Origin of the sequence: Paenibacillus chitinolyticus NBRC 15660, assembly GCF_000739915.1 — a bacterium.
GTDB lineage: Bacteria > Bacillota > Bacilli > Paenibacillales > NBRC-103111 > Paenibacillus_F > Paenibacillus_F chitinolyticus.
On sequence record NZ_BBJT01000006.1, the window covers coordinates 107,641 to 133,528 of the forward strand.

Genomic DNA, 25,888 nt, shown 5'->3' on the forward strand with positions numbered 1-25,888 from the left:
CGCGAAGCCGTCCGCAAGCTATCCAAGCGTCAGTGGCTGATTTTGTAAGCCGCCAGCTTTTTATCCAGCTGCTTGTAAATGTCCAGAATAGTCCGGTAATTGGAACCGAGATCCCCCATATTCCCACGGGAAGCCGAATAAATATCAATAGCCGTTGTCGTCGGATTAACCGCAAACAAAGTAATCGTAATATCCTGAGTACGTCCGAGAGCCGTACGTTTTTCCACCACAATCTCTCCGACGTTCTTCACTTCGTGAAGGAGTTTGTAGCCGGGTGTTTTTTTCATCATCCCGACGGTTTCTTCCCACACCTGGTCTTTGGATAATTTGTAGTAACGGGTTTTTAATTCCGGATCTTTAGCTTTCTCACCGGTTGTCTCGAAACTGCGAAGCAAACCGACTAACGTTCGTTTCAAAGTCGTTCCCCCTTCATGAAGCATATCCAAACTGCTTGCCAAACCACACTAAAGACAATCTTACCATTCTTTGCAGGGAAGCAAAAGAGGAGAACGGCAAAAACCGGGCATAAATCCCTGGTCATTTTATTGAACAGCGGCTAAATAACCAATTTCCTCCATCATTGCCGCATTTATATGAATAAAAAGCCTCTCCGCAGAGAGGCCCATTTAATTCAAGGGAGGCTCCGTTCACCCTAAATGTGCGCCCCCGGATTATGTTTAGAACGTTTTCTGGTTGGCACCTTCCCAGTCCTTCATAAACCGTTCCACGCCGGCATCGGTTAACGGATGCTTCATCATGGCTTCGATCACTTTGAACGGCACTGTAGCGATATGGGAACCTAGAAGAGCGGCCTCGATCACATGCGTAGAATGACGCACGCTGGCTGCGATAATTTGCGTCGGCAGCTCGTGCACCGAAATAATCTGGCTCACTTCTTCAATCAGATTCATCCCCACCTGGTTAATATCGTCGAGCCGTCCGATAAACGGAGATACGTAGGTCGCTCCCGCTCGTGCGGCCAGAAGCGCTTGTGTGGAACTGAATACAAGGGTCACGTTTGTTTTAATGCCTTGGTCGCTGAAACGCTTCGTCGCCTTAAGGCCGTCCGCAGTCATCGGCACTTTAATGACAATCCCGCTGCCGATTTTGGCAAGTTTCTCGCCTTGCTGGACCATTCCTTCCACGTCCGTGGCGACAACTTCGGCACTGATCGGCAGATCGCCTACGATGCCTACAATTTCTTTGAGGGTCTCAAAGAAATCTCGTCCCTCTTTGGCAATCAGAGACGGATTCGTCGTAATTCCGGAAATAACCCCCAGCTCGTGCGCTTCTTTAATCTCGTTAACATTGGCCGTATCAAGAAACAGCTTCATACAAGATCCACCACTTTCGGCAAAATTTTTGATCTCTATGTACATTCACATTCCACTTTTTTACCATAGCATAAAATGGGGTCTAATACAAAAAGGGTCCGTGCCTGCAGCTTCTCTTTAAATTACCCTCTTTCGGACAAAATAAAAACAGCCCCGTTTACGGAGCTGTGTCTTTTTTTATACGCTTAAAATCCATAATGACATAAAAAAACCCGCAAATGCCGTCCGGTTTAATAGTTTCAAACCTGCTTTAGCAGGTGGGTGATCGCAGAAACGTTTTTGAAGTCCCTTTTCGGGGGCATGTCAGCCGCGCTTCAATATGGATCTCCCGAGAAACAATCATTGGTTTAAAACAAAAGAAACCGAAACGTACATCGCAGGATTTTGTTTGTATCCCTATTATAAGACAATCGCGAACCGGATTCAACTGGAATCGACTGTCTTTTGTAAGAATAGGTCTATCGCTTCAGAACGCCGCCGAAAAAGGGCCCCAGGCTATAGTTTGTCAGACTCTTTCTTTGTCGAATCGTCTTCCCGGACAGCCGCCGCATCCAGTTCAGCCGCCTGCCCGTTCTCTTCCTCCTCCCGCTCGCGTTCAGCCTCTTCCATCGCCTCCTGCTTGCGTTTGATTTTCTCGAAGCTCCGGTTGAACTGCCAGAACGTAAAGGTCGCGCTGACGCTGCCCGCGAAGAATACGAGCAGGAAGCTGAAACGGAAACTGATCATCACGATCGCCACGTTTCCGATAATCGTCATCACGCTGGTCACGGGGTTGCCGATCGTCAACAGGATGGCGTTTTTGATAATTTGAAGAACCTTCATATGAAGGTGGGTCATGATACAGAAAAAATTGAAAAAGGCGCCGATCAGCAGGATTCCCATGGCCAGGAACATGTACGAAAGAAGGGAAAGCGCGCTGTCGAGACCCGCATAAAAACGGTAGCTCACGAACAAAATCAGGATAAATAAAACGAAGGCGATGCCTCCGATCATACTCTGCAAAAAGTTTTCTTTGTAACCGCGGAAGTAGGTCTTGAACAAGGGCACATCCTCATCCCCGGTCACCCACTTACGGGCTACCGTGAACATCGCAGCCGTAGAAGGAAACAGTGTAAACGGTGCCAGTATTCCCATTAAAACGAGCGATTGCATCATTATATCCGTTTGGCCCGAAGTAAGCCCGGCTAATGCAAAAAAGAAAAACGGAATGCTGCAAAGGATCCACAGCAAATTAATGGCGGACAGCCTCATGATCCATTCGGAAATCCGGTAAAAGCCGCCCATTAGTCCTCTAAATTCCAAACCCTTGTCCCCCTCTGTTGATGTTATTCTTATTATAGCCTATTTTGTAGAGCATAGGTAGCCGCCGTTTCTTTTCTTCCCCTCAGGCATAATCTATTAAGGTAACAAATCTTCAAATTTTTCACGAGGAGGAGATTACATGTCTGGTGTAGGCGGCGGTTTTACTTCCACGGGTGCGATTCTCGTGCTTTTCATTCTACTGGTTATCATCTCTCGTACTTTCCTCTACTAATCAATCCGTAAAGTTCTATACTAATTTAACACGAATCTCCAAAAAAAATGACGACCCGTAGGGTCGTCATTTTGATATTCAAATCGATTAAGCGTTGGAATCTTCACTGCGGCGAGTGCTGCTGGAACGGTCACGATTGTAATCGGAACCGCCGCTGCGGGAGCCGTAGCCTCCACCGGAACGGCTGTCACGGTCACGGTCGCGGTAATCGCGTCCGCCGTCTCTTCCGCGGGAGGAAGAAGAACCGTAGCGCGATCCGCCTTGGCCGGAGCGGGAGCCATAGCCTCCGCCGGAACGGCCGTCGCCTCTGCGGTCGCTGCCATAGTTGAACTTGCGTCCGGAGCTGCGAACATCGACGCGGCGTTTCTTCGCACGGATCGGATCTTCCGGAGTCAGCTCGACGGATACTTCCTTCTTCTCACCGCCGGTAAGAAGCTGAAGTGCCGCTGCCAGCAGGTTGACGGAATCGTATTCCTCAAGAAGCTGGATAGCTACGCCTTTGAACTCGTTGTGCTTGTCTTCTTGAAGCAGGTTGATGATGCGTTCAGCCGTTACCTTCTGCTTGCCTTCCATAGCCTCGGCCGGGCTCGGCATAGGCTTCTTAGGAATGCGGTGACGGGTTACTTTCTCGATGAAGTGCAGGTGATCGATCTCACGTGGCGTTACGAACGTCCAAGCCGTTCCTTCTTTGCCCGCGCGGCCCGTACGGCCGATCCGGTGAACGTAGCTTTCCGGATCCTGCGGAAGATCGAAGTTAACGACGTGCGTGACGCCGGAAACGTCGAGACCGCGCGCCGCCACGTCCGTAGCGACAAGCACTTCGATGCTGCCGTCGCGGAATTTGCGCATCACGTTGTCACGCTGATTCTGGGACAAGTCGCCGTGCAGGCCTTCCGCGGCATAACCGCGCTTCTGCAGGGCTTCCGCCAGCTCGTCTACACGGCGCTTCGTACGTCCGAACACGATCGCCAGTTCCGGGGATTCCATGTCGATGAGACGGCTAAGCGCTTCGAATTTCTGCTTCTCATGCACTTCGACATAAGCCTGATCGATAAGCGGAGCGCTCACGTGCTTAGGAATGACCGATACATGCTGAGGGTTCGTCAGGAACTGTTGAGCCAGTTTCTGAATGTTAGGAGGCATGGTTGCCGAGAAGAGCATGGTGTGGCGTTCTGCCGGTACAAGGCTCAAGATGGACTGGATGTCATCCATGAAGCCCATGTCGAGCATTTCATCCGCTTCGTCGAGAACGACGGTTTTAACGTCTTCGAGCTTGATCGTTTTACGGTTGATGTGGTCAAGCAGACGTCCCGGCGTACCGATGATGATCTGAGGTCTTTTCTTCAATGCGCGGATTTGCTTACCGATATCTTGTCCGCCGTAGATCGGCAGGGAGCGGATGCCTTTGAAACGTCCCAGTTTGCTTACTTCTTCCGCAACCTGGATGGCAAGTTCGCGTGTCGGGCACATGATAAGTGCGACGATCTTGTCTTCGCTTGGTTCGATTTTGCTTACGAGAGGAATACCGAAAGCGGCCGTTTTACCCGTACCGGTCTGCGCCTGGCCGATCAGATCGTGTCCTTCAATCGCAAGCGGAATCGTTTTCTCCTGAATCGGGGTCGATTCTTCGAAACCCATTTCTGTAATAGCTTTGATTACTTTTGCATCTAAATCAAATTCTGAAAAATTTTTCAATCCGTTCATTCTCCTTTTATCCGATGAAGATCTCTCTTCTTTTATATACCCTTAAGCACGACTTTTCTTCCTTAATATCCGTTCATCCGTGCGGAAACCCTATCCCGAATTGCCCTTATCCTAATTCGTAGAGCCGCCCTTAAGAATATCTCGACTAGTATAACATATTATACTCAAGCTTTTCCAGTGACTATTTGCCCATGTGCAGGGAGGAAGAGGGTCTGCCATCGAAACCTTAATCGCTTTTCATCGTATATAATGGACAGAAGAACAACAGATTAAACGTAAGGAGCGTCCCTTTATGTCTATATTCAAACGCGTAGGCAACATAATCCGCAGCAATAAACAGCAGGAACCGGTCAGACAAGCGAACCCCATCGAGGAATCACGCGTCGGCGATATCGTCAACGTCGATCTCGAGGAGTACGTCGTTACCGGGAAAGTGATTTATTTCGACCGCGGTTTCGAGCCTCACCGGTATGCGTACTATCTTCAAAGCGGCAAAGATATCCGCTGCCTGCTGATCGAGAAAGGCCGTTCTTACGAGTGCTTCCTTTGCGATTTTATGGAGGGAGCGCTCGACGACCCGAACGACGTGCCTTCCCGGCTCGAGCTTGACGGAGAAGACACGTTCGAACTGGAGCATCACCGCAGCGACGTGACCCGTACGGAAGGCAACACCGATTTCCGCAGCGGCGACGAAGTCACGATCTGGAGATACTTCGGACCGGACGACCGCTATTTCTTCCTGCAATGGCAGGACGGCAAATTCGTCGCCATGCAGGGCGAACGCACACCGGCCACGCAGGTCAAATTTATGCGGGCGACGCTTTAACGTCCGGCGGGCGGAAATCCGGTTCGTTCATTCCGGCGGCAAACGGCGCTGAGGCTGCAGACGGCCGCACAGACTGTCTGTGCGGCTTCTCCAGTTCAAACGGAGGCTTCTGTTTTTATCCCCCTTCAGCCTTCAGGAGGTGCCTTCCGCTTGAACAGATGGACATCATGGATTTCCTGCCTGCTAGTATTCGTTCTGCTCACGGGCTGCGCCCCCAACGCCGGCGATTTCGTCCGGCAAGAGTATAATCTCACCAGCGCCGACGGATCGGGCAGCAATTTATCGAAAGTATACACCGCCGAGAATAAAGACGTCCCGACAGTGGCCAAGGAACTCGCCGCCCGGGAGAAGCCGCGCGAAATCAGCAAGGAATCGCAGGATCAGATGTTTCTGCTCTATCCCGACAAGGTCATCAACCTGCAGCGGGACGAGCAAAACCCGGCGAACACCCTGGTCCAGTTGGATTCGATCCAATATGCCAGGGAGCATTACTCGCCCTCCTTCCTGCAGACCTTCCTGACCGCAGCCATGCTTCAATCCGTTCTCGGCGGCGGTTTTTTTGGCAATCGGGGGGCCAGCGATTACCGCGGCTACCGCTCTACCCCGACCTACCGGGGGACGCCCGGCGGTTATTCGCCCGGCACGGGTACGGGCACGACCAAGCCGCCCGTAACGTCGGACCGCGAAGGCTCATTCCGGACTCCGGGCAGCCCGTCCGGCACTACCGGCGGGATCGGCGCCGGAACGGGAGCCGGCGGCCGCCGCAGCGAGATCACCAATCCCGGACGCACAAAGCCCGGGATCGGGACTAGACCGGGAACAAGCGGCCGGTCCGGATCGTTCAAGAGGCGGCGGTAAGCCAGTTGCCGGCGGCGGCCCTTTCCTTGCAGTACGAGCCAGTTCCGCGCTAAGCCGGAAACCGGCGAGCCGTGCGGCCGTTCGTCGAACGGCCGTACGGCTTTTTACATAGGTCACCTCCTGCTTAATTCTTCCGCGTTTCGGGTAAAAGAACAACGAACGCAACAAAACCGTTACACGGAAGGAGGAACGATCATGCCTTGGACCAAGAACGACTATCCGCCCTCAATGAAAAATTTGCCCGAACGGGTTCGCAAGAAAGCCGTTGAAATCGCCAACGCCCTGCTGGACGACGGATACGAGGAAGGCCGAGCGATCGCGATTGCTACCGCGAAGGCGGAGGAATGGGAAGACAATCATCCCGATCACCGGAGCGGCGGCAAAAGCGGTACGGAACGCAGGGCTTCTTCCTCCCACTCCTCACCGCTTCATGTCGTGCCGGACGGCGACGGCTGGGCCGTTAAAGCCGAGGGAGAAGATGAACCTCGCTATGAAGCGGACACGAAAAGCGATGCGGTCAAAAAAGCCGACGAGCTTGCCTCAGAAGCCAACACGAGGGCCGTCATCCACCGGAAGGACGGCACCGTTCAGGACTCCCACAATTACTCTTAACCCCACAAACGGACCAGCCGAAAGTAACCTGAGCGGCAGAATGACAGGTATATTTTCAAAAAGGTCCGTTTTTTTATTGTCCTCCGGTCAATTCCTCTTGATGTTTATCCCGGATGAGTGGTACTTTTAATCTGCATACTACTTCTTGAGGTGATCGTGTGGACAAAAAAGCGATTTCCATCGCGGTTGTACTAATCGGCGCGGCACTCGTCGCGTTCGGCTTTAACATGTTTCTTATTCCGCACGAACTCCTGAGCGGCGGAGTATCCGGTATTGCGATGGTAATCGGATACTTGACGAACATGGATATTTCCATTTTATACTTCGTCCTGAACCTGCCTTTGATCATCTGGGGGCTTGTCATCATCGGACGCCGGTTCATTGTGCTCAGCCTCGCGTCCGTTATCGCCACGACCTGGTTCATGCAGCTGATCCCGGTACGCGGGCTGGTGCAGGAGCCTATTCTCGGGGCCGTATTCGGCGGCGTGCTTGTGGGAATCGGCGCCGGCATCACGATACGGGCGGGCGGCTCCACGGGCGGGTTCGACATCGTGGGGTTCATTCTGACGCGCAAGCGCGATTTTCCTCTCGGACAAATGCTGTTCGCTTTGAACGGCGGCGTTATTTTTATGCTCGGTTATTTTAAAAACAACTGGGACCTCGCCCTCTTCTCCATGCTTTCCATTTATATTGCCGGCAAGGTGATCGACACGATTCATATCCGCCATATCAAAGTGACTGCTTTCATCGTGACGAAGCAAAGAGAGGCGCTTCTGGAGAAGCTTCTCGTGATTCCGCGCGGGGTGACCGTTATCCGTACGGAAGGAGCTTATACGAATCAGGAGCAGAGTCTGCTGATGACGGTAACGACACGTTACGAACTGGTCGGCCTGCAGAAAATCATTAAAGAAACCGATCCTAAAGCGTTCGTGAACGTGGTCGAAACGGTCGGTGTCCTCGGAGAATTCCGCCGACAATAGCACCGGATTCAATCGGGAACCCTCCACGATGTGCCAATGCACCCCGCCGCTCTTTATGGTATAATGAAAGAAGGCTTCAGCTTGGCTTCATTTCGGTTTACGAGTAATATTTCCGCTTAGCTTTCTCATCAAATCCGGATAGGAAGGATGATGGAAATGGAAACCGTAAAACTGTCTCATATCGTGAAGACTTATACCCCTGAGCTTTATACGTTTTTAACGCGTACGGAACTCAATTCCGAAATCGTCCTCGTGAACGGAATGCAGTCCCTGGATCAGGAAGATGTGATTGAAATTGTACAGTTTAGCATAAACGAAAACCGCAAAGACGCCTTCCTCCAGTAGGAGGGCGTCTTTTTTGCAGCTAGTTCACAAAAAAGTAGCAAATGAACTGGATTGGTGTCCCATTACATGGTATGATAAGGTCACGATTGAATAGCCTGGTTGCATGCCGGCATCGAATTGGAGGTACATGTAATGAATTTTTTCTCTCCATGGCATTTACTGCTCGTTGTTCTAGTTGCTTTACTGCTATTCGGACCAAGCAAACTGCCTGAACTGGGACGCGGCTTCGGACGTATGTTCAGAGAATTCAAAGACGCGACTAACGGTCTCGTTTCCGACGAACCGAACCAAAACCAAGCGGCTCCGGCGCGTAAAGAAGTCAACACTAATTCTTCCGTTGAAGAAGAAGCGCGGAAATAATTTTATACCCCCTTTATACACAGAAGACTCCGCGTCGATGCATGCAGGGTCTTTTTTATTGTAAACAAACAGCCCGGCAAGGGAGATCCCTTGCCGGGCTGTTTGCGTGAAGCTTTTCCTGCTGCTGTAAAGGAGCCCAGACGAAGCGTCCCGGCTTTGTTTTAGCGCAATCCCGGCCAATTGCCCCGGGACGACTGCTGCCAGCGGCCTCTGATTTCGGCAATAGCTTCGATAGGGAGCGGCCCCCGGGAGAGAAATGCCGCATTCTCTTCCCAGCGTCCCGGACGCGTCGTTCCCACGATGGCCGTATGAACACCGGGCACCGACAGGGTAAACCGGAGCGCATAAGCGATGGCTTCCGGTACGGATTCGTTCAGAAAATGGTACCGCAGCCGCTTCAAGCGCTCCCAGTATTCGTGGTGATAGCTGTCGGCAGGCTTCTCTCCCGTCCGCCAAGCGGCGTTAGCAAGAGGTCTCTTCGCGATGACGCCCATCCCCCGCTGCCGGGCTTCGGGAATCGTCAGCTCGATCGCCTCCTGATCGGCTATGCTGAGCGACGTCTGAAGCGTGTCGAACAATCCCGTCCGGACAGCGTACAGGGCGGCTTGCCCGTCTCCGCTGCATCCGATGAAGCGGGTTTTGCCCTGCTTCTTGAACTTCTCAAGAAGCCCGATCACTTCTCCCCGGCGCAAAATCTCCTCCGGGCAGCTGTGCAGTTGAAGCAAATCCACGTAGTCGGTTTTCAGACGCTTCAAGCTGCGGTCGATGCTTTTCTCAAGCATTCCCAAATCCCAGTCTTCTTCTTGAAAACCGGCGCTGTGGCCGATTTTGGTAAACAGGCTGAATTCAGCCCGGCGGTGCGAAACGGCTTTTCCGATTAATTCTTCGGAATCTTTGTAGCATTCTCCGGTATCGATGACGGTAAGTCCCGCGTCCAGCGCTCGGCCCAGCAGATTTTCCACCGTTCCCGGATCAATGCCCTGGTAGCCGATTTCGGCGCCTCCGAATCCAAGCGAGCTTACCTGCAGGCCTGTCCGGCCCAAAATCCTCTTCTCCATCTCGTTGCCTGACTCTCCTTTCAACCTTAAACGGATTTACGGAAAGTCTCTGTCATAGACAGGAAGTAAGTGACCGTTCTAAGAATACGCTCGCGGATTTGAAGCGTTTCCGGCTCGCCCTGTTCGTTAAACGTCCGGCCCGCGCCCCCGATGGAGATCCACTCCGGGCAGTTAACGCCGTGAAGGTTGCGGACAACCGTCTGAAGCTGCTGCAGCGAGCTCACTCCGACAGCACCGCCCGCGGAACTCATCGACAGCACGACTTTGCCGTCCACGTACTGGGCGTCCATGTGATCGAGCGCGTTTTTCAGTACGCCGCTCATGGCGCCATGGTATTCCGGCGTAGCCAGAATGATGCCGTCCGCCTCCATGACCGCTTGTTTCATATGGACCAGATTCTCGTCCTCGACTACGCTCGGATCCGGGCTGTAGAGCGGGACAGGCTGTTTGTACAGGTCGACCAGGGTCACTTCCGCCCCCTTCTCCGTCAATACTTGTCCGACATAGGCGCTTAAAAGGGTTGTACTTGCCCCTTCGCGGTTGCTTCCGCTAATAATTACGATTTTCATTTTTTCGTTTCCCCTCTTCTTAAACCGGACTCTCGACGGCGGATTCGATTACGTACCCCGCGCCGTTTCCGACCCGTTTTTTCTCAATGATCGTCGTTTGTACGACTTCAGGCGCCACGGTGAAATGGCGGACAAGATGACCTTCTACCGCATCGAACGCCTTAGCGTCCGTTTCCGCCACAACAATCAGATACGCCAGACTTTCTTTAAGTTCCAGCTCTACTTTGTATAAGAACACCTTCATAGCCTCCTTCTCCCACCGACATACTCGGCATCTCTGTAAGATTCCCTTTATGTTACCAAATTGTCAAGGATTTGCCTAGATGAACCTCGGCCGCTCGCGCTTGTTTTCTTTCTCCTTCTCTTTTGTTTAATATATAGAAAAGGAGCTGACCCCTATGCTGAATATAACGGCTTTAACGAAAATGGACTTGACGTATTTGCAGAATCATCTGCCTGAAGATTTGAAAGACGCCGTTTCGCTGGCGCAGTTTCCGACTGCCGAAGAGGCGGGGGACCGGCTCGCTTCCACGGATATACTTCTCACATCCGGAGCGTTTCAAGACGACTGGCTCCCTCTACTGCCCAAGCTGCGCTGGTTTCAAAGCCTCTCGGCCGGTGTCGACAAGCTGCCTCTGAAGAAGCTGGACGAGAGAGGCATCCAGGTGACCAACATGAGCGGTGTCCACTCCATCCAAATGAGTGAATATGCGCTGTCCGTCATGCTGGACTTCGTCCGCCGTTCTCATACGCTCATGGAGAGCCAGAGCCTCAAAGAATGGAACCACCGGATTCGTACGGCGGAGCTTCACGGCCAGACGCTCGGCCTTATCGGCACGGGAGCGATAGGTTCGGAAGTAGCCCGGAAGGCGAAGGCGTTCGATATGAAGGTGGTCGGCTACAGCCGCTCCGGCCGGGACAGGGAACATTTCGACGACATGCGAAAAGGAAAGAGCGGCCTTTATTCTCTCCTGCGCGAATCCGATTTTGTTGTCGTGATCGTCCCCGCCACGCGCGAGACGGAAAACCTGATCGGGGCCGAAGAACTGGCCCTCATGAAGCCGTCGGCGTTTCTCGTTAACATGGCCCGCGGCAGCGTGATCGATGAAACGGCTCTGATCGAAGCGCTGCGGAAAGGCATCCTTGCCGGCGCGGCGCTGGACGTATTCCGGGAGGAGCCGCTTCCCGCGGATTCCCCGCTCTGGGGAATGGAACAGGCTGCCCTTACGCCTCATATCGCGGGAAATACGCCGAAATATGTAGAGCGGTGTGCGGAAATCTTATTTCCGAATATCCGTCGTTTTATCGAAAATAAACCGTTGATCAACCGGATCGATCCGGAACACGGCTATTAACAAGCGCCGCTTTGCGCCGGGTCTGCTGCCGGATAAGACGGGAAGACCTGGTGCGGCCGCATTCATCATAAAAGCCTTCCTTCTCCATATGCCCGCTGAGGCCGTGGAGAAGGAAGGCTTTTGTATATCGGCTTGTTCCGGCGTACCGGTCACCCGCATTGCAGAATTACTGCGATAAACGCAGCGCAAGATTGTACAATTCCATGTTGAACGGACGCTTCGTGTTCACGACTAGGTCGATATCCGTCGCAACGAGTTCGCCTTTGATCACGCCGCAGGATTTGCCGGAGTCGCCCTCGATGAGTCTGCGTACGGCAAAATCTCCAAGGCGGCTTGCCAGAATACGGTCCGTATGTGTCGGCGTTCCGCCGCGCTGAATGTGGCCGAGGACGGTCACGCGGGCATCGATGCCGTTATGCTCCATGATCTGGCGGGCGATATCATCGCCTTTGCCGGCGCCTTCCGCAACGAGAATAATGCTGTGACGCTTGCCGTGGGCAAAGTTGTCGCTCATCCGTTTCGCGATTTCCTGGCAGTCGTGAGGAACTTCCGGCACGAGGATCGTCTCGGCGCCGCTCGCAAGTCCCGCGTACAGGGCGATTTCGCCGCAGTGGCGGCCCATGACTTCGACCACCGAGGAGCGCTCATGCGAAGTCATCGTATCGCGGAGCTTGTTAATCGCGTCTACGACGATGCTGACAGCCGTGTCGAATCCGATGGTGAAATCGGTGAACGCAATGTCATTGTCGATGGTGCCCGGAAGACCCATCGTTTTGATTCCGAGCTTGCTCAGTTTGTTCGCCCCTTGATAAGAACCGTCTCCGCCGATAACGATCAGACCGTCGATGCCTCTGTTGCGGAGATTCTCCGCTCCGAGCTGCTGGCCTTCCGGCGTCGTGAATTCCTTGGAACGGGCCGTCTGCAGGATCGTTCCTCCGCGCTGGATAATGTCCCCTACGCTTCTAAGGTCCATTTCCGTTATATCGTTATTAATCAGCCCCTGGTAGCCGCGCTGGACACCGAATACCTTCACACCGTGATAAAGTGCGCTGCGCACAACGGCGCGTACGGCTGCGTTCATCCCTTGGGAGTCGCCGCCGCTCGTAAGAACTGCGATGGATTTTACTGCTGTCATTAAAGTTCCTCCTTGCTTATCTATGAGCAATATAATGAGAGATCAGGACGTTTTGCGGATCACAAGACTGTTTATCCAGAAAAACAAACGGCTGATCGTACTGTCTTTCATCAGATTCCGGGATATTTGCCGGACAACCGGCTGGTCTTTCACTTTGGGGTCGGACAAATAAAGGGCAAGCAGTCCTTCAATAACCATGCGGTGGAAAGCGGCGTCTTCCAGTTTCGAAGTGCCTTCCTTGGCCTGTTCGGCCACGTAAGCGATCCGCCGGATCGTTTCATCCATGTCCGCGTAGTAAAAGCAAAAATTCAAATCTCCGCCGACACGGTCTTCTTCCTGGTCGATGAGATAATCCAGCAGAATATGAAGCCCGCATACGTAAGGAAAGTAGGCGCTTTTAATCCCCTCCACCCGCCGACGGTCCAAATTGCGGTCCGAAGCCGCCGCGAACAGCATGAACATGCCGAGCGTCGATCCGGTTGCCGCCGAAAACTCGTTCCAAGTCAAATCGGGGTAGTTCGCGCTATGTTCCGCCCACCAGTCCAGCAGGGCTTGTTCGCGAAGTTCGGGGCGAATATGTTTGTATACCTGCAAATCACAATACAGCCCCACTAACGAGCGGACCGCATCGGCTGCCAGCCCGTACGAAGGAAGCTCGGCAATGCTTTTCTGACAGGTCTGTACGAGTTTGACCAGATAGCCGTTGTCTTCTTTCTCATTACGGTAAGCGTAATAATCGTGAAGGGGAGCCGCCGGGTCGACCGCGTCCAGCATGGATTGATGCAGCATCCGGAAATCCTGAGGGTCCAGTGAAGTGCTGCGGTCGCACAGGTTATCCAAGTAGTCGCTGATGGTCTGGAAAGCGACAATCAGCGAAATGAGCACCTGCCTCATCGGTAAATTGATTACCGCATAAATGGCGCCGCCCTGACAGTGAAACTGTTTGGATGTCATGCTGGCAATCGCCTGCGTCCGCAGCTCCTCGTCCGGAATCCGCTCCGCTTCGCGGCGCCAGCCTTCCAATTCCCGTTTAACGCCTGGAAGCACATATTTGTATACCCGGTACATTAGGCCCAGAGGCCCCCGGGGAACGTTTAAAGATCCTTTATTCGGCAAGTTCAACGAGTTCTCCTCCATAACACTGGCGATAACAGTAAGCAAGCAGCAGTTTGAACTCCAGGTATTGGATATGAGTGAGCCAAGCTTCAATGTCCGGATTTTGCAGCAGGGTTACCTGAAGCTCGACGGCATCCGCAAATACGGAGGAATTCCACTCTGGAGAAGTGACAAGAACGTCAATCTTCGCTTTCATCGCTTCATGTTCTATCGCCCGGAGCCCCGGCTGGCGATCCAGAAAGGACCGGACCTCGTTGACCAGGTCGGTATGGATCGGATGGTTGCCCGCGTCCTGCAGCCAATACTTCGCATTGCTGTAGTCGCCTTCCATCCGGTGCATCAGCCCGTGCCAATAGCTTCCGGTTTCATTTGTAACGGACTGGGAAATTTCATGACTGTTGTCAAGACTCTCATTTAACAGATAGAGTCCCGATTTTAGCGCCAGTGCATAAGGTTCTATATCTGGACTGTCTCCGCTTAATGCGGAAACCTGAAGTTTGTCGATCCGGACATCGATCAGCGAATCCCATTCTTCGATCGGATACAGCGAAGGCTGCCTTCCGAGCAAAGGCTTGACGATCAGTCTGATCCAAGACGGTTTCTCATTTTCTGTTGGCACCTCGAGCACTCCTTCCTGCGGCTCAGACCTGGCGCTTCAGATCCAATCTCAATTTTTCTTTCTATTTTACCAGAATTGCGGAGCTTTTACACCTCGTCTCCTCCGGCAGTCCTGCCGCAGCAAAAATACGTGCGCATCCGCGCAGAGAGAAAATCACCGGAAGGAACCCTCTGTCGTTAACCGTGTATCTTGCTTTCCACTTCCTGATTCGTCCGGAACCAGAGATGAAGGTCGTTGATGGCGCTGGCCAGCTCGGCAATCTGCGAATTAAGCGCGCAGGAAACCGGAAAGTCGTCCTCGACGTTCAACTTGTTCTGCTTGGCGATAATCTGTCCTTCAAGCTGCTTGATCCGGTCCGGGATCGTTCCGCGTATTTGTTCCCATTGAAACAGAATGGACTCTCTTTCCCTTAGAGAGTACTCTTCCCACTCCTTATCGAACTCGGGGACCGGGATTCCCAATCGCTCGTCAAAAATAAAACGGCAGGTCACAAGGCACCCCCTTCAGCTTAATCCGGCGCGATGTCTAACAATCTTATCTTCTAATGTATCACGAGGCGCCGTAACCTTTCCACTACAAGTTAACGGTAACTTGTCCCCTGCCGTTACCCGCATCCTACTGCATCCCAATTATACCGGGATATGACTTTTGTCATGGTTTCGGAGCCTCCATAGGGTCCTTAAGACTATCGGACGGTCCATAACGCTTCTGTGCCGGGATATGGCGCCGGATTTGTTCATATAGAAGCAACTGGGATAAGCAGCCCCCTCTATTCTCCAAACGACTGCCGATAGCGGTGAAATGCTCAATTGCGCCGCCGCCCGCGGCCTCCGTATACTGGATGGAAAGAATACGGGGCGCCCTTACGGCGTCCTCCGTTTTTACAGAACAACGAAGACAGGTGGTCGCCTTGAAAAAACAAAATGATTTCGTCTTGAGAGGGTTTACGTTTTCCTATTATATGATGATGGCCGTTATCGCCACATTCTTCCCTCTTTACTTCGATTCGCGAGGGTATTCCAAAGCCGAAATCGGACTGCTGTATTCCATCGGTCCGATGGTGAGCATCTTTGCCAACCTCGCCTGGGGATTCGCGAGCGACCGGATGCAGAAGATCAAGCCGATCATGATCACCCTGTATGTCGGACAGCTCGTTTTTGTCATCTCCATGTTCGGAACCGATTCCTTTACCGTGCTTTACGCTCTGATGGCCGGGTTTTACTTCTTCCAGCAGCCCGCCCAATCCCTGAACGACAGCCAGCTCCTGCTGCATGCCAGCCAGACGGGAAAGAGCTATTCCTCCTTCCGGATATTCGGCTCCATCGGCTTTGCTTTCTCGGCGCTTTTTTTCGGGCTCCTTATAAAAGAAACTAATATCAGTCTTACTTCGTCTATTAGTATAGCGGTTATTGTGATCGGGCTGATTTTCACTCTCGGCCTGGTCGATACACGGGTTGCTTACAGCAAAATGGACTTTAAGGGCATGGGAAAAGTGATCGGTTCCCCCCGGCTGCTGATCTTCCTCCTGTTCGTCCTGATCATGTCGATTTCGCACCGGATCAATGACGGCTTTCTGGCTCTGCATCTGCGCGAGCTGGGGGCCTCGGATATGACGGTCGGTACGGCGATGATGCTTTCGTCGCTGAGCGAAATTCCGGTGTTCTTCCTGCTGGGCAAATACGGGAACCGCTACAAAGAGCTTCCGCTTCTGGCCATTGCCGGATTTATGTACGCCGTCCGCCTCCTGATCGTCAGCCTGACGGATCAAACCGGCTGGGTGCTGTTCGCGCAAACGATGCACAGCGTGACCTTCGGCATTTTCTTCGTCACGGCATTGCGCTATCTCGCCCAAATCATCCCGGATGAATACAGAGCGTCCGGCCAGGCTATTTTCGCCGTTACGTGGTCGGGGCTTGCGGGAATCATCAGCGGAAGATTCGGCGGCCTGATCTATGCGGACTACGGAAGCACGGTTCTCTTCGGAATCGGATCGGGGCTTGCTCTTACCGCTGCGGCCGGTTTTCTTGTATTTCATGCCCGCCTGAACGCCCTGGAAGCCAAACTAACTGCTATTTCAACGAAAAAGGAGGATTCGCATGCTTGAGGTAAGCGGGCTTTCGCATACCTTTCTAAGCGGTACGGAACAGTCCCAGGTGTTGAAAAACATCAATTTTACCGTGAACAAAGGAGAAATCGTAGCCCTGCTCGGAAGCTCCGGCTCCGGTAAATCCACACTGCTCAACCTGATGGCCGGACTTATGAAGCCGACGGAGGGCAGCATTCTGATCGACGGACAGCCGATCGAGCGCATGAGCGAAAACAAGCTCGCCGAATTCCGGCGCCATCATATCGGATTTATTTTTCAATCCTATGAGCTCATCTCGCATTTAACCGTCCGGGAGAACGTCGAGCTTCCGCTCGTCTTTCAAAGCGTCAAGCCCAGCGAACGGCGCGAGCGCGCCATGAGTCTGCTTACGCAGGTCGGACTGGCGGAGAAGACGGAACTCTTCCCTTCCCAGCTGTCCGGCGGTCAACAGCAGCGCGTATCCATCGCGCGTTCGCTGATCACCCGTCCTCCCGTCGTCTTCGCGGACGAACCTACGGGGAATCTGGACACCAAGACCGAGAAGGAGATCATCGATCTGCTGCTCGAATTGAACCGCACGCTTCAGCTAACGTTCATCATCGTCACGCATGAAAGCGAAGTGGCGGCCAGAACGCAGCGGGTCATTCAGCTGAAAGACGGACGGCTCGCCGAAGACAGCGATTACCTTCACGGAGAGAATGAGACGGCGGCGGCCTTGGCCGATGAAGCTCCTCCGGCACTCGCGCCGGAAACCGCTCTCCATGCCGGACAAGCCGGAGGTGAGCGGCCATGAAGATGCGCGATTACATGGGGCTCGGCTGGGACCAGCTCAAACGCCGGAAAGTCGTTACCGCTCTGTGCGCACTCGGGATTTCCATCGGGTCCGCCGCTATCGTTGTCGCCCTGGCCGTAGGAGAGTCCGCTTCTCACTACAGCGAGCAGCAGATGAAAGCGTACCTGAAAACCGATGAGATTACGATCCGGAACGACCAGAGCCAGGACCAGGGGTCAGCGGGCTCCGCTTCGGACAAACCTGGCTCCGCTGCCGGTTCCATTACAAATCAGAAGCTCGATCTGATCCGGACGCTGCCGCACGTCAAAGCCGTCGCCAGCTTTCAGCAGGTCGGTCACTTCTTCTTTAAGCTCGACGACGGCAAAATCGGCAGTTTCGAGCTGGTCGCCACGGATCTGGATACGCTCGAAAAGTTCGGGAACGAATTCCAGCAGGGCGGCCCTTCCGATATCGAAAACACGATTATTTTGAACCCCGGCGCCACTATGGGACTTCTCGACGAGGAAACCATGAAGAACCGGGATCGTCAAATGCGGGCGAATCAGAACGATCCGGCGATATGGGAAACGTTCCGGGAATTCGATAAAATCCCGACATCTCTTTATCAGAAGAAGCTTACGCTGACGCTGGAACACCCAAGCGCATCGGAAGGCAAAGCGCAGGCGCAAATCCCCGTACGAGTCGCCGGCGTCCTGAAAAAAGGAGAGAGTGTGCCCGCTAATATGGTTATGTATGACAAAAAGGGGTACATTTCCCACGCCCTTGCCAAACAAATCCGCGAGACCATTAAAGCTTCGGCACCGCCGGACAGCGAAACCGCCAAGCGGATGGGAGCAGGCGAATCCTACTCGGAGGTACTGGTTAAAGTCGAGAACTCGAGCCATATCGAAACCGTCGACAAGCAGATTCAGAAGCTTCGCCTGAATACCCAGAACAATCTTCATCAGGAAGAGAGAATGCAGGGAGAGTTCGTCATCATCCGGGTCGTCTTTCTCGGCGTCGGATTGTTCGTCCTGTTCATCGCCTCCATTTCCATTGTGGTCGCCATGACGATGTCCACCTACCAGAGACGACGCCAAATCGGCATCATGAAGGTGCTCGGAGCGAACCTGAGGCAAATCCGCAACATGTTCATCGTAGAGTCGGCGCTCCTGGGGCTGCTGGGCGGAATTCTCGGCATTATGCTGTCCTATTGGGTCGTCTGGGGCATTAACGCTCTGACCTTCATGATGGGCAAAAATTCTGCGGGCGATGACTCCCAAATCTTGTTTATATCCACGTGGATCCTACCCGTCGGTCTCTTCTTTGCCATCATGACAGGGGTCCTCTCAGGCATCTATCCCGCTGTCAAAGCGTCCAAAACCGACGCCCTGACAGCTATCAAACGCGAATAGGAGTGAAATCGGTAACGATGAAGAAAAAATTGTGGGCACTGGCGGCGGCGGTTGTCGTCATAGGAATCAGCGCGTTTTTATACATAAAAAGCCATCCTCAAACAGGTCCTAATCCCGCCGATATGGCGATGAACAATCCCCTTTCTTTCAAAGTGACCCGCGAAGAGCTGGTCGGCTCTGTTGAAGTGAAAGGCAAATCATCTTATGAAAAAGAGACCTGGGTACACGCCCCGTTCAGCGGGGATATCGTGAAGTGGAACGTAAACGAAGGCGCTCAAGTCAAAAAGGGCGACTCGCTTTTCGTCCTCGACAGTGCGGCCATCGATGCCGAAATCGTTCAGATGCAGGCCAACCTGAGAAAACAGGACCTGGAAGCGCAGCTCGCCAAATTCCAGGAGCGTTCCGCCGAAGCTCCTTCGGCAGGTTCCGGCGAATCGGGCGGCATGACGGAATCGGAATCCAAGAAACGCTATGTCGATGCCGAAAGCGCCAAACTGCAGGCCCAGCTCAATACCATGAACCGGGAGGCGGCCCAGAGCCAGCTCGGAGAAAAACAGAAAATGCTCGCCAAAGCGAATTTTAAAGCTCCGGAAAGCGGCATTTTTCTTTTCGAGGATTCGTCCAAAATTCCGCAGGCCCTTCAGGCCAATCACCGGATCGGAAAAATTGTCGATTTGTCCAAGCTTGAACTGCTCTGCTATGTGGGAGAATTCGATGTTTTTCAAATCAAGCCGGATATGCCGGTCCAAGTCAAGATCAATGCACTTGCCGACGTTCCGCTGAAAGGCAAAGTCAAACAAGTGTCCAAATTCGCCAAATCGGGAACGGAAGCGGTCGCCTCTCCGACAGCCCAGTTTGAGGTCATCGTCTCCCTGGAGCCCAACGAAAGGCTTATTGCCGGCCTCAGTCTGACGGGCACCATTGAAACGGCCCGCAAGGCCGACGCTCTTGTCGTTCCTACCCTTGCCGTGCAGCGTGATAAAGACAAGCATTTCGTCATGCTTGAAACAGCGGGCGGCGTGGAGCGCAAAGAAATTACAATCGGCATGGAAACCGCCGATAAAACCGAAGTGGTCAGCGGCTTGAACGAAGGAGACACCGTCGTCCTCCAGTAACAATTCCGGGCGGAAAGGACCGCTTGTCCATCATCGGCTTTCCCTATGCAAACTGCCGGATTTGGACTATAATTAGGAGAAGATATTAGTACCAAGTCTTAAGAACAGTATCCAGGAACCAGCGGAAAGTAGGGACTGTACGCATGAACTATGAAGATTTCAAATCCATCGTGCTCGAAAGACGGAGCGTCCGGAAATTCACGGAAGACCCTGTCTCGGTTGAGGACGTGCGCGAACTGATTGACTGCGCCAGATACGCACCGAGCGATACAAACTCACAAACATGGAAATTTATTGCCGTCATGAACGGCGACCTCATCAAAACGATCGAAGACGTTACGTGGGAAGAGCTTCACAAAAGGGCGGCCGATGCCGAAGAACGCGGATTATTTCGTGAAGGCCGTCTTCTCGTCAAGTCTTTCGGACCGTATGCGACCGCGTTCTCGGGCGCGCCTGTGCTGATTATTTGCCTGGCCACCCCTTACGATTCCAAATTCCGCAAGCGCATTTTCGATCCGATCGCACTTGTTGAAAACTCCGTCTGGGATGAAGAAGGCATTAAGAGCTCCTGCCTTGCGGCCCAGAACCTGATGCTGGCCGCTCATGCGCGCGGCCTAGCGACTTGTCCCATGACCGGACCGGTCCTCCTTGCGCAGCACAGGCTCCGCGAGCTTCTCCCGATTCCGGAAGAAGCGCAGGTCAACATGGTCATCGCCCTCGGTCATCCGCAGGAGCGCCCGGGCAAGCTGGCCCGCAAAGAAGTGGATGAGATACTCGAAATCATCCGCTGACCGGATCAAACGCAGGTAAACTTTCAAGCCTCCCCTTTCCAAGCCGGAAACCGGGAGGCTTTCTTTTCACGTCTCACCCTGTGTTAACGAACTTCAGGAGGCGGTATTATGGCACAATTACCCGTACTTACAAAAGAACTTGTGAAGCGCCTGGAACAGGCGGAAACGGCCTTCTGGACTTCACGCATAGAAGCCATCGGCAGCCGCGAAGGCAACCCGATGGGGGTTCACACGGCGCGTTTCGGTCATACAAGCGCTGTTTGCACGGAGGAGATGCCCTGGCCCTTGTTCAACACCGTCAGGGGTCTGGGTCCCGAAGATGTCGGAGAGCTCGGGACGATTCTCCGCTTTTACGCGAAATACGGCCGTTCCTGCACGTTCGAGCTAACTCCCGGCAAAGCGGACAAGTCCGTTGCTTTCGCGCTGGCGCGGCAAGGCTTTTATCAGGAAAGCTTTCACGCTTATATGTACGGCTTGCCGGAACCCATCGCTCCCGTACTTCCGCCTCATATCCGGATCGAACCGGTAACGTCGGCCGACCGGTTCGACCTTTACGCGGAACTGCACTGCGTCGGGACAGGAATGGATGTGAGCGCGAAGCGGCATTTCATCGACAACAACATCGTTCTGCTTAACCGGCCGGACTGGCATTTGTACATGGGCTACGTTAACGATCAGCCCGCCGGAGTCAGTATGATGCACATCGACGGCGACATCGCCTCCTTCACCCTGGCCGCGACACTGCCGCAGCATAGGAGCCGCGGCCTGCACACCGCTATGCTGCAGGTGCGCATGCACGAGGCGGCCAAACGAGGCTGCCGGCTAGCAGCCGCGCAGGCCGCCTTCGGCAGCGTAAGCCAGCACAACATGGAGCGCGCCGGCATGAGGCTCGCTTATACGCGCGCCGTCTGGAGCGCTTTGGGCGAGTAGCCCGGCGCGGTAGCGGTCCCGGCGCGGTAGCGGTCCCGGCGCGGTACACAAAAAAAGAGAGCGGAACGGCGAATGCCGCTGCTCTCTTTTTTTGTGTCAATTTCCCGGCCGCGGTGCGCTCCGCTCGTCCGCCGGTGTTCCCGGCTTGGCGGGCCAGAACGCCGCTCTGCCGAGCAGAAGCGTGATCGTCGGCACCAGGAACGGACGGACGATAAACGTGTCCAGCAGAACGCCGACCGCACAGATCACGCCGAACTGCACGAGCACCTGAATCGGCAGCACGGACAGTACCGCAAACGTGCCCGCCAGAATCAGTCCGGCCGAAGTGATCACGCTGCTCGTCGAGCTGACGCCAAGCCGGATCGCTTCTTTCAGCTTGTGCGTTTTGCTTGCTTTCCATATCCCCGACACCATAAAAATATTGTAGTCTTCACCCAAAGCGACCAGGAACACGAACGCGTAAAGCGGAATCAGTCCCTGAATCGCCTCGGTTCCGAAGAACGTGTGCAAAATAAGCCAGCCGGCTCCAAGAGCCGAGAAATAAGACAGCAGAACGGTGGCCATCAGATAGACCATCGCAACGAGCGAACGGAGATAGACGAGAAGCAGCAGCGCGATGATCCCGATTACAATCGGGATGACCACCTTCGTGTCCTTGCCCGTCACATTCTCGGTATCGTACTGCTCGGCGGTTTGTCCCGAAACCCTCACATGGGAGCCGGTACTCGTCACTCCCGCATCTTGAAGAGAAGCTTCCGCCGCCGCATACAGATCCGGAATGTGATGAATCGATCCCAGCTCGAACGGATCATCCTTGAACAGCACATCGTAGGCTACGATGTCGGGATTTGTTTTCCCTTTTACAGGTTCCGAGACGGAGTCCACAAAAGAGAGTGCCTTCAGTCTGGCTCCAGCGTCCACCTTCTTCCCTTCCGTGTCCACCATCACTTTGGCGGGGGCCAGCGTCCCCGGAGAATAATGTTCCGAAAGGAGAGTAAACCCTTCTCTGGACGGCATCGTTTCCGGAAAAGATGAAAGCAGATTAAATGTATATTTGATCTGAGACGAAACCCCCGCCAGTGCAATCAGCACAACAAGGCTTACGACCAGAATCGTCTTCGGCTTTTCCGTCACCATCCGCCCCAACGTTTCGCTCATACGGCCGACGGCTCGCTGTCCGCGGACGGGTTTTCCCCGCTTCGCTTCCTTCACGGCTCTCTGTTCCGGCGTAAGCGGAGCAAACGGATAGAACGACTTGCGTCCCAGAATGCCCAGAATCGCCGGCACAAGCGTTACGCTCGCTGCGGCCATGATAAACACGGCCAGAGAGAACGGGATGGCAAACCGGTGGTTGGCCCCGTATTTGGCGAAAAGCAGCGCCAGCATCGAAACGATAACCGTCAGCCCGCTCATCCCGATCGCACCGCCCGAACCGAGCAGCGCTTCTTTGACGGCCAGATGCTTATTCTCGTGCTCCAGAAGCGCCGTCCGGTACCGGGTGGCAAAAAACAGACAATAGTCCGTCCCCGCCCCGAAAAGCAGCACCGTCATAATAGAAATAGACTGCGCATCCACCACGATCCAGCCAAGCTGCGCCAGCTTTCCGAGTATCGGCGAAATAACGCCGTAAGCAAAGGCCACCCCGACAAGCGGCACAATCGCCATAACGGGCGACCGGTAAAGCAGAATCAGCAGCACGAGCACGAGAATGACCGTCGCCATCAGCAGCGAGAAATCCGCTCCCTTGAACAAATCGTTCGCATCCATGGAAATTCCGACAGGACCGGTAATGCGCGCGATCAAACCGTCTGCCTTCAGATTTTTCACGGCAAAAGGATCGCTTCCCGTCACGGCGGCCGCTATCTCCTTGAGCTTTGCCGCGCTCTCCTTGAGCACCTTGGTTTCCGTTTTTTCTTTAAACGAGACCGGCAGCACGACGGTGGTCCCGTCCTTGCTCACGGACTGCTTCAGAGCCGGTAAAGGCAGCTTGTCGAAAGGAGCCACCGAAGTCTGCTCCGGAAGCGGCGTTTCCGTCAGCCGGCCCGCTATTTTCTGCAGGGCGCCAAGATCTCCTTCGGTCAATCCGGCCTGCCGGTAAAAGACAACAAGCGCCGGGACCCCGCCGCTTGCGGGAAACTGCTCCTTCTCAAGCGCCGCGGCCTGCACGGAGAGCGAATCCGCAGGAAGCTGGTCCGCCGCGTTATTTTCCTGGCTGTTGACGCCCGGCCACAGAGCGCTGAGCAGAACGGTCAGCACGATCCAGACTGCTACCGTAACCCATTTGCTTCTGGGACCCGCAACCCGGGAAAGCATTCCCTCCATAAAGGACGATGATTTCATTGAGACGTTCTCTCCTTTTTATCCGGATAGTAAAGTGGTAAGGGCACTCTATAGACGAAAAACATTCATTTTCGTTATAATTATATATACTGGTCAGTTAATTAATCAACCAAAAATTTTCCGTTTCCTTTTTTCCAACCTGTTTGTCGGAGCTGCGAGTTCCCTGTCACGGACGCTTTAAGAAAGGTTATGTCCCTGTTTGTGGTATAATACTCTTTAATGAACTTCTCAGATTTCCGTTTTGAAAGGAACACTGCCTATGTCTTCAACTTCCCGAAAACCTCCCGGAAGGCCCCGTTCCAGCGAGCAGGCGGCCCCCGTTTCCGACCGGATTCTCCAAATAGCCATGCACGAATTTATTCGCAGCGGCTATGATGCCGTTTCCATGGACGATATAGCGAAAGCGAGCGGAGTCACCAAAGCGTCGGTCTATTATTATTTTCCGTCCAAAGCCGTGCTGCTCACCGAATCGACGATCCGGCTTATGAATGTGGTGCGTGCGGCCACGCTGAAAATTCTCCAGAAGCCCCTTCCTCTCCGGGAACGGCTGCTGGAAGTCACTTACAATCACCTTCAGGCCACGACAAGCTTCGATTTCGAAGGCTTTATGAACAAAATCGAAACCGTCCTCACTCCCGAGCAGACGGAAAATATGCGCAAAGCGGAGCATCAGCTTCTGGAAGCGTTGGCCGACGCGTTCGCCGAGGCCTCGGACAAGGGCGAAATCCACACCGCGGATTCCTGGCTCGCGGCGCGTTCTTACATGGCCCTGCTGATGATCGGACACAGTAAACAGCCCGACGGCACGTTTACCTACCCGGACAAGCGGCTCGCCGCCGATAAAATCGTCAGCATGCTCTGGAACGGAATCGGAAACAGTCCCGCATAAGCCCGTTATGAACAAATTCAGACCGCAAAAAAGACAGTTCCCAATCTTTCGATCGGGAGCTGTCTTGGTTTGCTATGACACTATTTATAAGAAGGTGGTTATCCCTGGATCTTATAACTTGGTGACGTTAGCTGCTTGAGGACCGCGGTTACCATCCGTGATCTCGAATTCTACTTCTTGGCCTTCGTCAAGAGTTTTGAATCCATCGCCTTGAATAGCGGAAAAATGAACGAATACGTCTTCGCCGCCTTCTACTTGGATGAAGCCATAGCCCTTCTCTGCGTTAAACCATTTAACTGTACCTTTCAAGTGAACAACCTCCTAAATGTATCGCCATCTATGGCGAATATGGATATTATATCATCCTTTGTCTGCCAGTTCAACTGCCAGAAAGGGGTCAATCCGCAACTTTATGCAAAGTCAAGTAGTCCCTCGAACCCGGGATAAAAGCGAGCCGCGTCGGCCTATATTCGGCGGTGACGCCCTCTCTGGCGAGCTCCGCCAGCAGCTCGGGAAGCTGAGGATACAGCTCTCCGCCGAACGTCAGCAGCGGATAAATCCGCACTTCTCCGCCCGGTTTACAAACTCTCAGCAGCTCTCTCATCGCCTGGAGGTGAAATTCGGGGCCGAACTGCTCTCCGTACAGAAACAAGAAGTGGCTGCACAGCACAAGATCGAACTCATCCTCCGAGTGAGGAAGTTCCGGCAGCGAAGCCGCCGCGTATTTCTCTTCGCGGGAAGCGGGATTCGCATAATCGGCGGCAAAATCCGCGAATGACTTTTTGCGAAGCTCTTTCAGGAGCTCGGGGCCTTCATAGAAGTCCCAATTGTACATGTGCCTTCTCTCCGTCAGCTTGGCAATAAACCGGTCGATCTCCTCTAGACCCAGCCCTTCGATTTCCGAAGGCCCCATCGCATACAGGGGATCCGCCGCTCTGGCCTCGATTTCCCTTCGGGAAGCCTCGGCCGTAAATGCCGAAGCGCCGGCGCCGGTATCCAGCACGCGCTTGCCGCGCAGCTTTTCCGGCTCCAAGTCAAACATCCGGACGTATTCCTCGAAATTGCGGCATGTCATAGCGACACCCGTCTGCTCATAAAAGCGTTTTGTCTCCATCTCAACTGCACTCTCCTCTTCTCGGCTCATC

General features: G+C 53.7%; 29 protein-coding genes and 1 other RNA gene. 15 read left to right on the forward strand and 15 right to left on the reverse strand.

The genetic code is table 11. The annotated features are described in order from the left end of the window. Positions 1–29: 29 nt before the first annotated feature. The 4 genes from PCH01S_RS15890 to PCH01S_RS15900 all read right to left on the reverse strand — a co-directional run bounded on the left by PCH01S_RS15890 (position 30) and on the right by PCH01S_RS15900 (position 2,636). The gene (locus tag PCH01S_RS15890) at positions 30–440 is read right to left on the reverse strand and encodes a DUF1499 domain-containing protein (protein WP_042230856.1); all 411 of its coding nucleotides are present in this window, start codon (positions 438–440) and stop codon (positions 30–32) included. Between the two features lie 237 nt (positions 441–677). Next, complete coding sequence (gene fsa / locus PCH01S_RS15895) at positions 678–1,334, reverse strand: fructose-6-phosphate aldolase (protein ID WP_042230857.1); 657 nt, start codon at positions 1,332–1,334, stop codon at positions 678–680. A gap of 205 nt (positions 1,335–1,539) precedes the next feature. Beyond that, positions 1,540–1,720: non-coding RNA, 6S RNA (ssrS, locus tag PCH01S_RS29850), on the reverse strand. A gap of 109 nt (positions 1,721–1,829) precedes the next feature. After that, positions 1,830–2,636: a YesL family protein gene (locus PCH01S_RS15900; protein ID WP_042230858.1), complete on the reverse strand. Its 807-nt coding sequence runs from the start codon at positions 2,634–2,636 to the stop codon at positions 1,830–1,832. A gap of 139 nt (positions 2,637–2,775) precedes the next feature. Here PCH01S_RS15900 and PCH01S_RS29855 point away from each other — a divergent pair, with 139 nt between their 5' ends. Then, positions 2,776–2,868: a sporulation protein YjcZ gene (locus tag PCH01S_RS29855; RefSeq protein ID WP_084706621.1), complete on the forward strand. Its 93-nt coding sequence runs from the start codon at positions 2,776–2,778 to the stop codon at positions 2,866–2,868. Positions 2,869–2,955: 87 nt separating this feature from the next. Here the strand turns inward: PCH01S_RS29855 and PCH01S_RS15905 are convergent, their stop codons facing one another. Then, a complete protein-coding gene (locus tag PCH01S_RS15905) occupies positions 2,956–4,563 on the reverse strand; it encodes a DEAD/DEAH box helicase (protein ID WP_009675007.1) in 1,608 nt (535 codons plus the stop codon). A gap of 301 nt (positions 4,564–4,864) precedes the next feature. Between PCH01S_RS15905 and PCH01S_RS15910 the strand changes: the two genes are divergently transcribed. From PCH01S_RS15910 to tatA, 6 genes are all read left to right on the forward strand, one after another. Next, entirely contained in the window at positions 4,865–5,398 is a 534-nt protein-coding gene (locus tag PCH01S_RS15910; RefSeq protein ID WP_042230859.1) for a DUF4178 domain-containing protein, read from the forward strand. Between the two features lie 150 nt (positions 5,399–5,548). Beyond that, entirely contained in the window at positions 5,549–6,256 is a 708-nt protein-coding gene (locus PCH01S_RS15915; RefSeq protein ID WP_042230860.1) for a DUF4247 domain-containing protein, read from the forward strand. A gap of 195 nt (positions 6,257–6,451) precedes the next feature. Beyond that, positions 6,452–6,868 (forward strand): DUF2188 domain-containing protein, encoded by a 417-nt coding sequence (locus tag PCH01S_RS15920; RefSeq protein ID WP_042230861.1) that lies wholly within the window; start codon positions 6,452–6,454, stop codon positions 6,866–6,868. 158 nt (positions 6,869–7,026) lie between these two features. Further along, entirely contained in the window at positions 7,027–7,848 is an 822-nt protein-coding gene (locus PCH01S_RS15925) for a YitT family protein (protein WP_042230863.1), read from the forward strand. Positions 7,849–8,004: 156 nt separating this feature from the next. Then, the gene (locus tag PCH01S_RS15930; RefSeq protein WP_369995027.1) at positions 8,005–8,193 is read left to right on the forward strand and encodes a hypothetical protein; all 189 of its coding nucleotides are present in this window, start codon (positions 8,005–8,007) and stop codon (positions 8,191–8,193) included. Between the two features lie 132 nt (positions 8,194–8,325). Then, positions 8,326–8,553 carry a twin-arginine translocase TatA/TatE family subunit gene (gene tatA, locus PCH01S_RS15935; RefSeq protein WP_042230865.1) on the forward strand — a complete coding sequence of 76 codons (228 nt, stop codon included), beginning with the start codon at positions 8,326–8,328 and terminating at the stop codon, positions 8,551–8,553. A gap of 161 nt (positions 8,554–8,714) precedes the next feature. Here tatA and PCH01S_RS15940 read toward each other — a convergent pair whose 3' ends face one another. The 3 genes from PCH01S_RS15940 to PCH01S_RS15950 are packed head-to-tail and all read right to left on the reverse strand — an operon-like array spanning position 8,715 to position 10,424. After that, complete coding sequence (locus PCH01S_RS15940; protein WP_042230866.1) at positions 8,715–9,611, reverse strand: aldo/keto reductase; 897 nt, start codon at positions 9,609–9,611, stop codon at positions 8,715–8,717. 26 nt (positions 9,612–9,637) lie between these two features. Next, a complete protein-coding gene (locus tag PCH01S_RS15945; protein WP_042230867.1) occupies positions 9,638–10,180 on the reverse strand; it encodes an NADPH-dependent FMN reductase in 543 nt (180 codons plus the stop codon). 19 nt (positions 10,181–10,199) lie between these two features. Continuing rightward, positions 10,200–10,424, reverse strand: coding sequence for a DUF3906 family protein (locus PCH01S_RS15950; protein WP_084706622.1), 225 nt, complete (start codon positions 10,422–10,424; stop codon positions 10,200–10,202). A gap of 154 nt (positions 10,425–10,578) precedes the next feature. On the opposite strand from PCH01S_RS15950, the gene PCH01S_RS15955 reads away from it, so the two are divergent. After that, positions 10,579–11,535 (forward strand): D-2-hydroxyacid dehydrogenase, encoded by a 957-nt coding sequence (locus tag PCH01S_RS15955; RefSeq protein ID WP_042230868.1) that lies wholly within the window; start codon positions 10,579–10,581, stop codon positions 11,533–11,535. Between the two features lie 166 nt (positions 11,536–11,701). Here PCH01S_RS15955 and pfkA read toward each other — a convergent pair whose 3' ends face one another. From pfkA to PCH01S_RS15975, 4 genes are all read right to left on the reverse strand, one after another. After that, positions 11,702–12,670 carry a 6-phosphofructokinase gene (gene pfkA / locus PCH01S_RS15960; protein WP_009675013.1) on the reverse strand — a complete coding sequence of 323 codons (969 nt, stop codon included), beginning with the start codon at positions 12,668–12,670 and terminating at the stop codon, positions 11,702–11,704. Positions 12,671–12,712: 42 nt separating this feature from the next. Further along, entirely contained in the window at positions 12,713–13,738 is a 1,026-nt protein-coding gene (locus tag PCH01S_RS15965; protein ID WP_129112559.1) for a tetraprenyl-beta-curcumene synthase family protein, read from the reverse strand. Between the two features lie 37 nt (positions 13,739–13,775). Next, complete coding sequence (locus PCH01S_RS15970; protein ID WP_042230869.1) at positions 13,776–14,405, reverse strand: hypothetical protein; 630 nt, start codon at positions 14,403–14,405, stop codon at positions 13,776–13,778. A gap of 176 nt (positions 14,406–14,581) precedes the next feature. Further along, positions 14,582–14,896 (reverse strand): hypothetical protein, encoded by a 315-nt coding sequence (locus PCH01S_RS15975; protein WP_042230870.1) that lies wholly within the window; start codon positions 14,894–14,896, stop codon positions 14,582–14,584. A 410-nt stretch (positions 14,897–15,306) separates the two neighbouring features. Here PCH01S_RS15975 and PCH01S_RS15980 point away from each other — a divergent pair, with 410 nt between their 5' ends. From PCH01S_RS15980 to PCH01S_RS16005, 6 genes are all read left to right on the forward strand, one after another. Next, positions 15,307–16,509 (forward strand): MFS transporter, encoded by a 1,203-nt coding sequence (locus tag PCH01S_RS15980; RefSeq protein ID WP_241688834.1) that lies wholly within the window; start codon positions 15,307–15,309, stop codon positions 16,507–16,509. After that, positions 16,502–17,284, forward strand: a complete 783-nt coding sequence (locus tag PCH01S_RS15985) for an ABC transporter ATP-binding protein (RefSeq protein WP_042230872.1) — start codon at positions 16,502–16,504, stop codon at positions 17,282–17,284. The genes PCH01S_RS15980 and PCH01S_RS15985 overlap by 8 nt, the downstream gene beginning before the upstream one ends. Further along, positions 17,281–18,678 (forward strand): ABC transporter permease, encoded by a 1,398-nt coding sequence (locus tag PCH01S_RS15990; protein ID WP_042230873.1) that lies wholly within the window; start codon positions 17,281–17,283, stop codon positions 18,676–18,678. The genes PCH01S_RS15985 and PCH01S_RS15990 overlap by 4 nt, the downstream gene beginning before the upstream one ends. Before the next feature lie 17 nt (positions 18,679–18,695). Further along, the gene (locus PCH01S_RS15995; protein WP_042230874.1) at positions 18,696–19,793 is read left to right on the forward strand and encodes an efflux RND transporter periplasmic adaptor subunit; all 1,098 of its coding nucleotides are present in this window, start codon (positions 18,696–18,698) and stop codon (positions 19,791–19,793) included. Positions 19,794–19,936: 143 nt separating this feature from the next. Continuing rightward, positions 19,937–20,584 (forward strand): nitroreductase family protein, encoded by a 648-nt coding sequence (locus tag PCH01S_RS16000; RefSeq protein WP_042230876.1) that lies wholly within the window; start codon positions 19,937–19,939, stop codon positions 20,582–20,584. Positions 20,585–20,692: 108 nt separating this feature from the next. Then, positions 20,693–21,514, forward strand: coding sequence for an N-acetyltransferase (locus PCH01S_RS16005; protein ID WP_042230877.1), 822 nt, complete (start codon positions 20,693–20,695; stop codon positions 21,512–21,514). 96 nt (positions 21,515–21,610) lie between these two features. Here PCH01S_RS16005 and PCH01S_RS16010 read toward each other — a convergent pair whose 3' ends face one another. Further along, a complete protein-coding gene (locus PCH01S_RS16010; RefSeq protein ID WP_042230878.1) occupies positions 21,611–23,854 on the reverse strand; it encodes an MMPL family transporter in 2,244 nt (747 codons plus the stop codon). A 259-nt stretch (positions 23,855–24,113) separates the two neighbouring features. Between PCH01S_RS16010 and PCH01S_RS16015 the strand changes: the two genes are divergently transcribed. After that, positions 24,114–24,743 (forward strand): TetR/AcrR family transcriptional regulator, encoded by a 630-nt coding sequence (locus PCH01S_RS16015; RefSeq protein WP_042230880.1) that lies wholly within the window; start codon positions 24,114–24,116, stop codon positions 24,741–24,743. A gap of 111 nt (positions 24,744–24,854) precedes the next feature. Here the strand turns inward: PCH01S_RS16015 and PCH01S_RS16020 are convergent, their stop codons facing one another. Both PCH01S_RS16020 and PCH01S_RS16025 read right to left on the reverse strand, forming a co-directional pair. Next, positions 24,855–25,052 carry a cold shock domain-containing protein gene (locus PCH01S_RS16020; RefSeq protein WP_009675016.1) on the reverse strand — a complete coding sequence of 66 codons (198 nt, stop codon included), beginning with the start codon at positions 25,050–25,052 and terminating at the stop codon, positions 24,855–24,857. An 88-nt stretch (positions 25,053–25,140) separates the two neighbouring features. After that, positions 25,141–25,857 carry a class I SAM-dependent methyltransferase gene (locus PCH01S_RS16025; RefSeq protein WP_042230881.1) on the reverse strand — a complete coding sequence of 239 codons (717 nt, stop codon included), beginning with the start codon at positions 25,855–25,857 and terminating at the stop codon, positions 25,141–25,143. Positions 25,858–25,888 lie beyond the last annotated feature (31 nt).

Bases quoted from the DNA above. Each gene is read 5' to 3' on its own strand.
- PCH01S_RS16025 (WP_042230881.1), bottom strand. From the start codon at position 25,857: ATGGAGACAAAACGCTTTTATGAGCAGACGGGTGTCGCTATGACATGC.
- PCH01S_RS15985 (WP_042230872.1), top strand. From the start codon at position 16,502: ATGCTTGAGGTAAGCGGGCTTTCGCATACCTTTCTAAGCGGTACGGAA.
- PCH01S_RS15955 (WP_042230868.1), top strand. From the start codon at position 10,579: ATGCTGAATATAACGGCTTTAACGAAAATGGACTTGACGTATTTGCAG.
- PCH01S_RS15950 (WP_084706622.1), bottom strand. From the start codon at position 10,424: ATGAAGGTGTTCTTATACAAAGTAGAGCTGGAACTTAAAGAAAGTCTG.
- fsa (WP_042230857.1), bottom strand. From the start codon at position 1,334: ATGAAGCTGTTTCTTGATACGGCCAATGTTAACGAGATTAAAGAAGCG.
- tatA (WP_042230865.1), top strand. From the start codon at position 8,326: ATGAATTTTTTCTCTCCATGGCATTTACTGCTCGTTGTTCTAGTTGCT.
- PCH01S_RS15995 (WP_042230874.1), top strand. From the start codon at position 18,696: ATGAAGAAAAAATTGTGGGCACTGGCGGCGGCGGTTGTCGTCATAGGA.
- PCH01S_RS15910 (WP_042230859.1), top strand. From the start codon at position 4,865: ATGTCTATATTCAAACGCGTAGGCAACATAATCCGCAGCAATAAACAG.
- PCH01S_RS15990 (WP_042230873.1), top strand. From the start codon at position 17,281: ATGAAGATGCGCGATTACATGGGGCTCGGCTGGGACCAGCTCAAACGC.
- PCH01S_RS15930 (WP_369995027.1), top strand. From the start codon at position 8,005: ATGGAAACCGTAAAACTGTCTCATATCGTGAAGACTTATACCCCTGAG.
- PCH01S_RS15920 (WP_042230861.1), top strand. From the start codon at position 6,452: ATGCCTTGGACCAAGAACGACTATCCGCCCTCAATGAAAAATTTGCCC.
- PCH01S_RS15890 (WP_042230856.1), bottom strand. From the start codon at position 440: ATGCTTCATGAAGGGGGAACGACTTTGAAACGAACGTTAGTCGGTTTG.
- PCH01S_RS15940 (WP_042230866.1), bottom strand. From the start codon at position 9,611: ATGGAGAAGAGGATTTTGGGCCGGACAGGCCTGCAGGTAAGCTCGCTT.
- PCH01S_RS16000 (WP_042230876.1), top strand. From the start codon at position 19,937: ATGAACTATGAAGATTTCAAATCCATCGTGCTCGAAAGACGGAGCGTC.
- PCH01S_RS15945 (WP_042230867.1), bottom strand. From the start codon at position 10,180: ATGAAAATCGTAATTATTAGCGGAAGCAACCGCGAAGGGGCAAGTACA.
- PCH01S_RS15965 (WP_129112559.1), bottom strand. From the start codon at position 13,738: ATGTACCGGGTATACAAATATGTGCTTCCAGGCGTTAAACGGGAATTG.
- PCH01S_RS16010 (WP_042230878.1), bottom strand. From the start codon at position 23,854: ATGAAATCATCGTCCTTTATGGAGGGAATGCTTTCCCGGGTTGCGGGT.
- PCH01S_RS16015 (WP_042230880.1), top strand. From the start codon at position 24,114: ATGTCTTCAACTTCCCGAAAACCTCCCGGAAGGCCCCGTTCCAGCGAG.
- pfkA (WP_009675013.1), bottom strand. From the start codon at position 12,670: ATGACAGCAGTAAAATCCATCGCAGTTCTTACGAGCGGCGGCGACTCC.
- PCH01S_RS29855 (WP_084706621.1), top strand. From the start codon at position 2,776: ATGTCTGGTGTAGGCGGCGGTTTTACTTCCACGGGTGCGATTCTCGTG.
- PCH01S_RS16005 (WP_042230877.1), top strand. From the start codon at position 20,693: ATGGCACAATTACCCGTACTTACAAAAGAACTTGTGAAGCGCCTGGAA.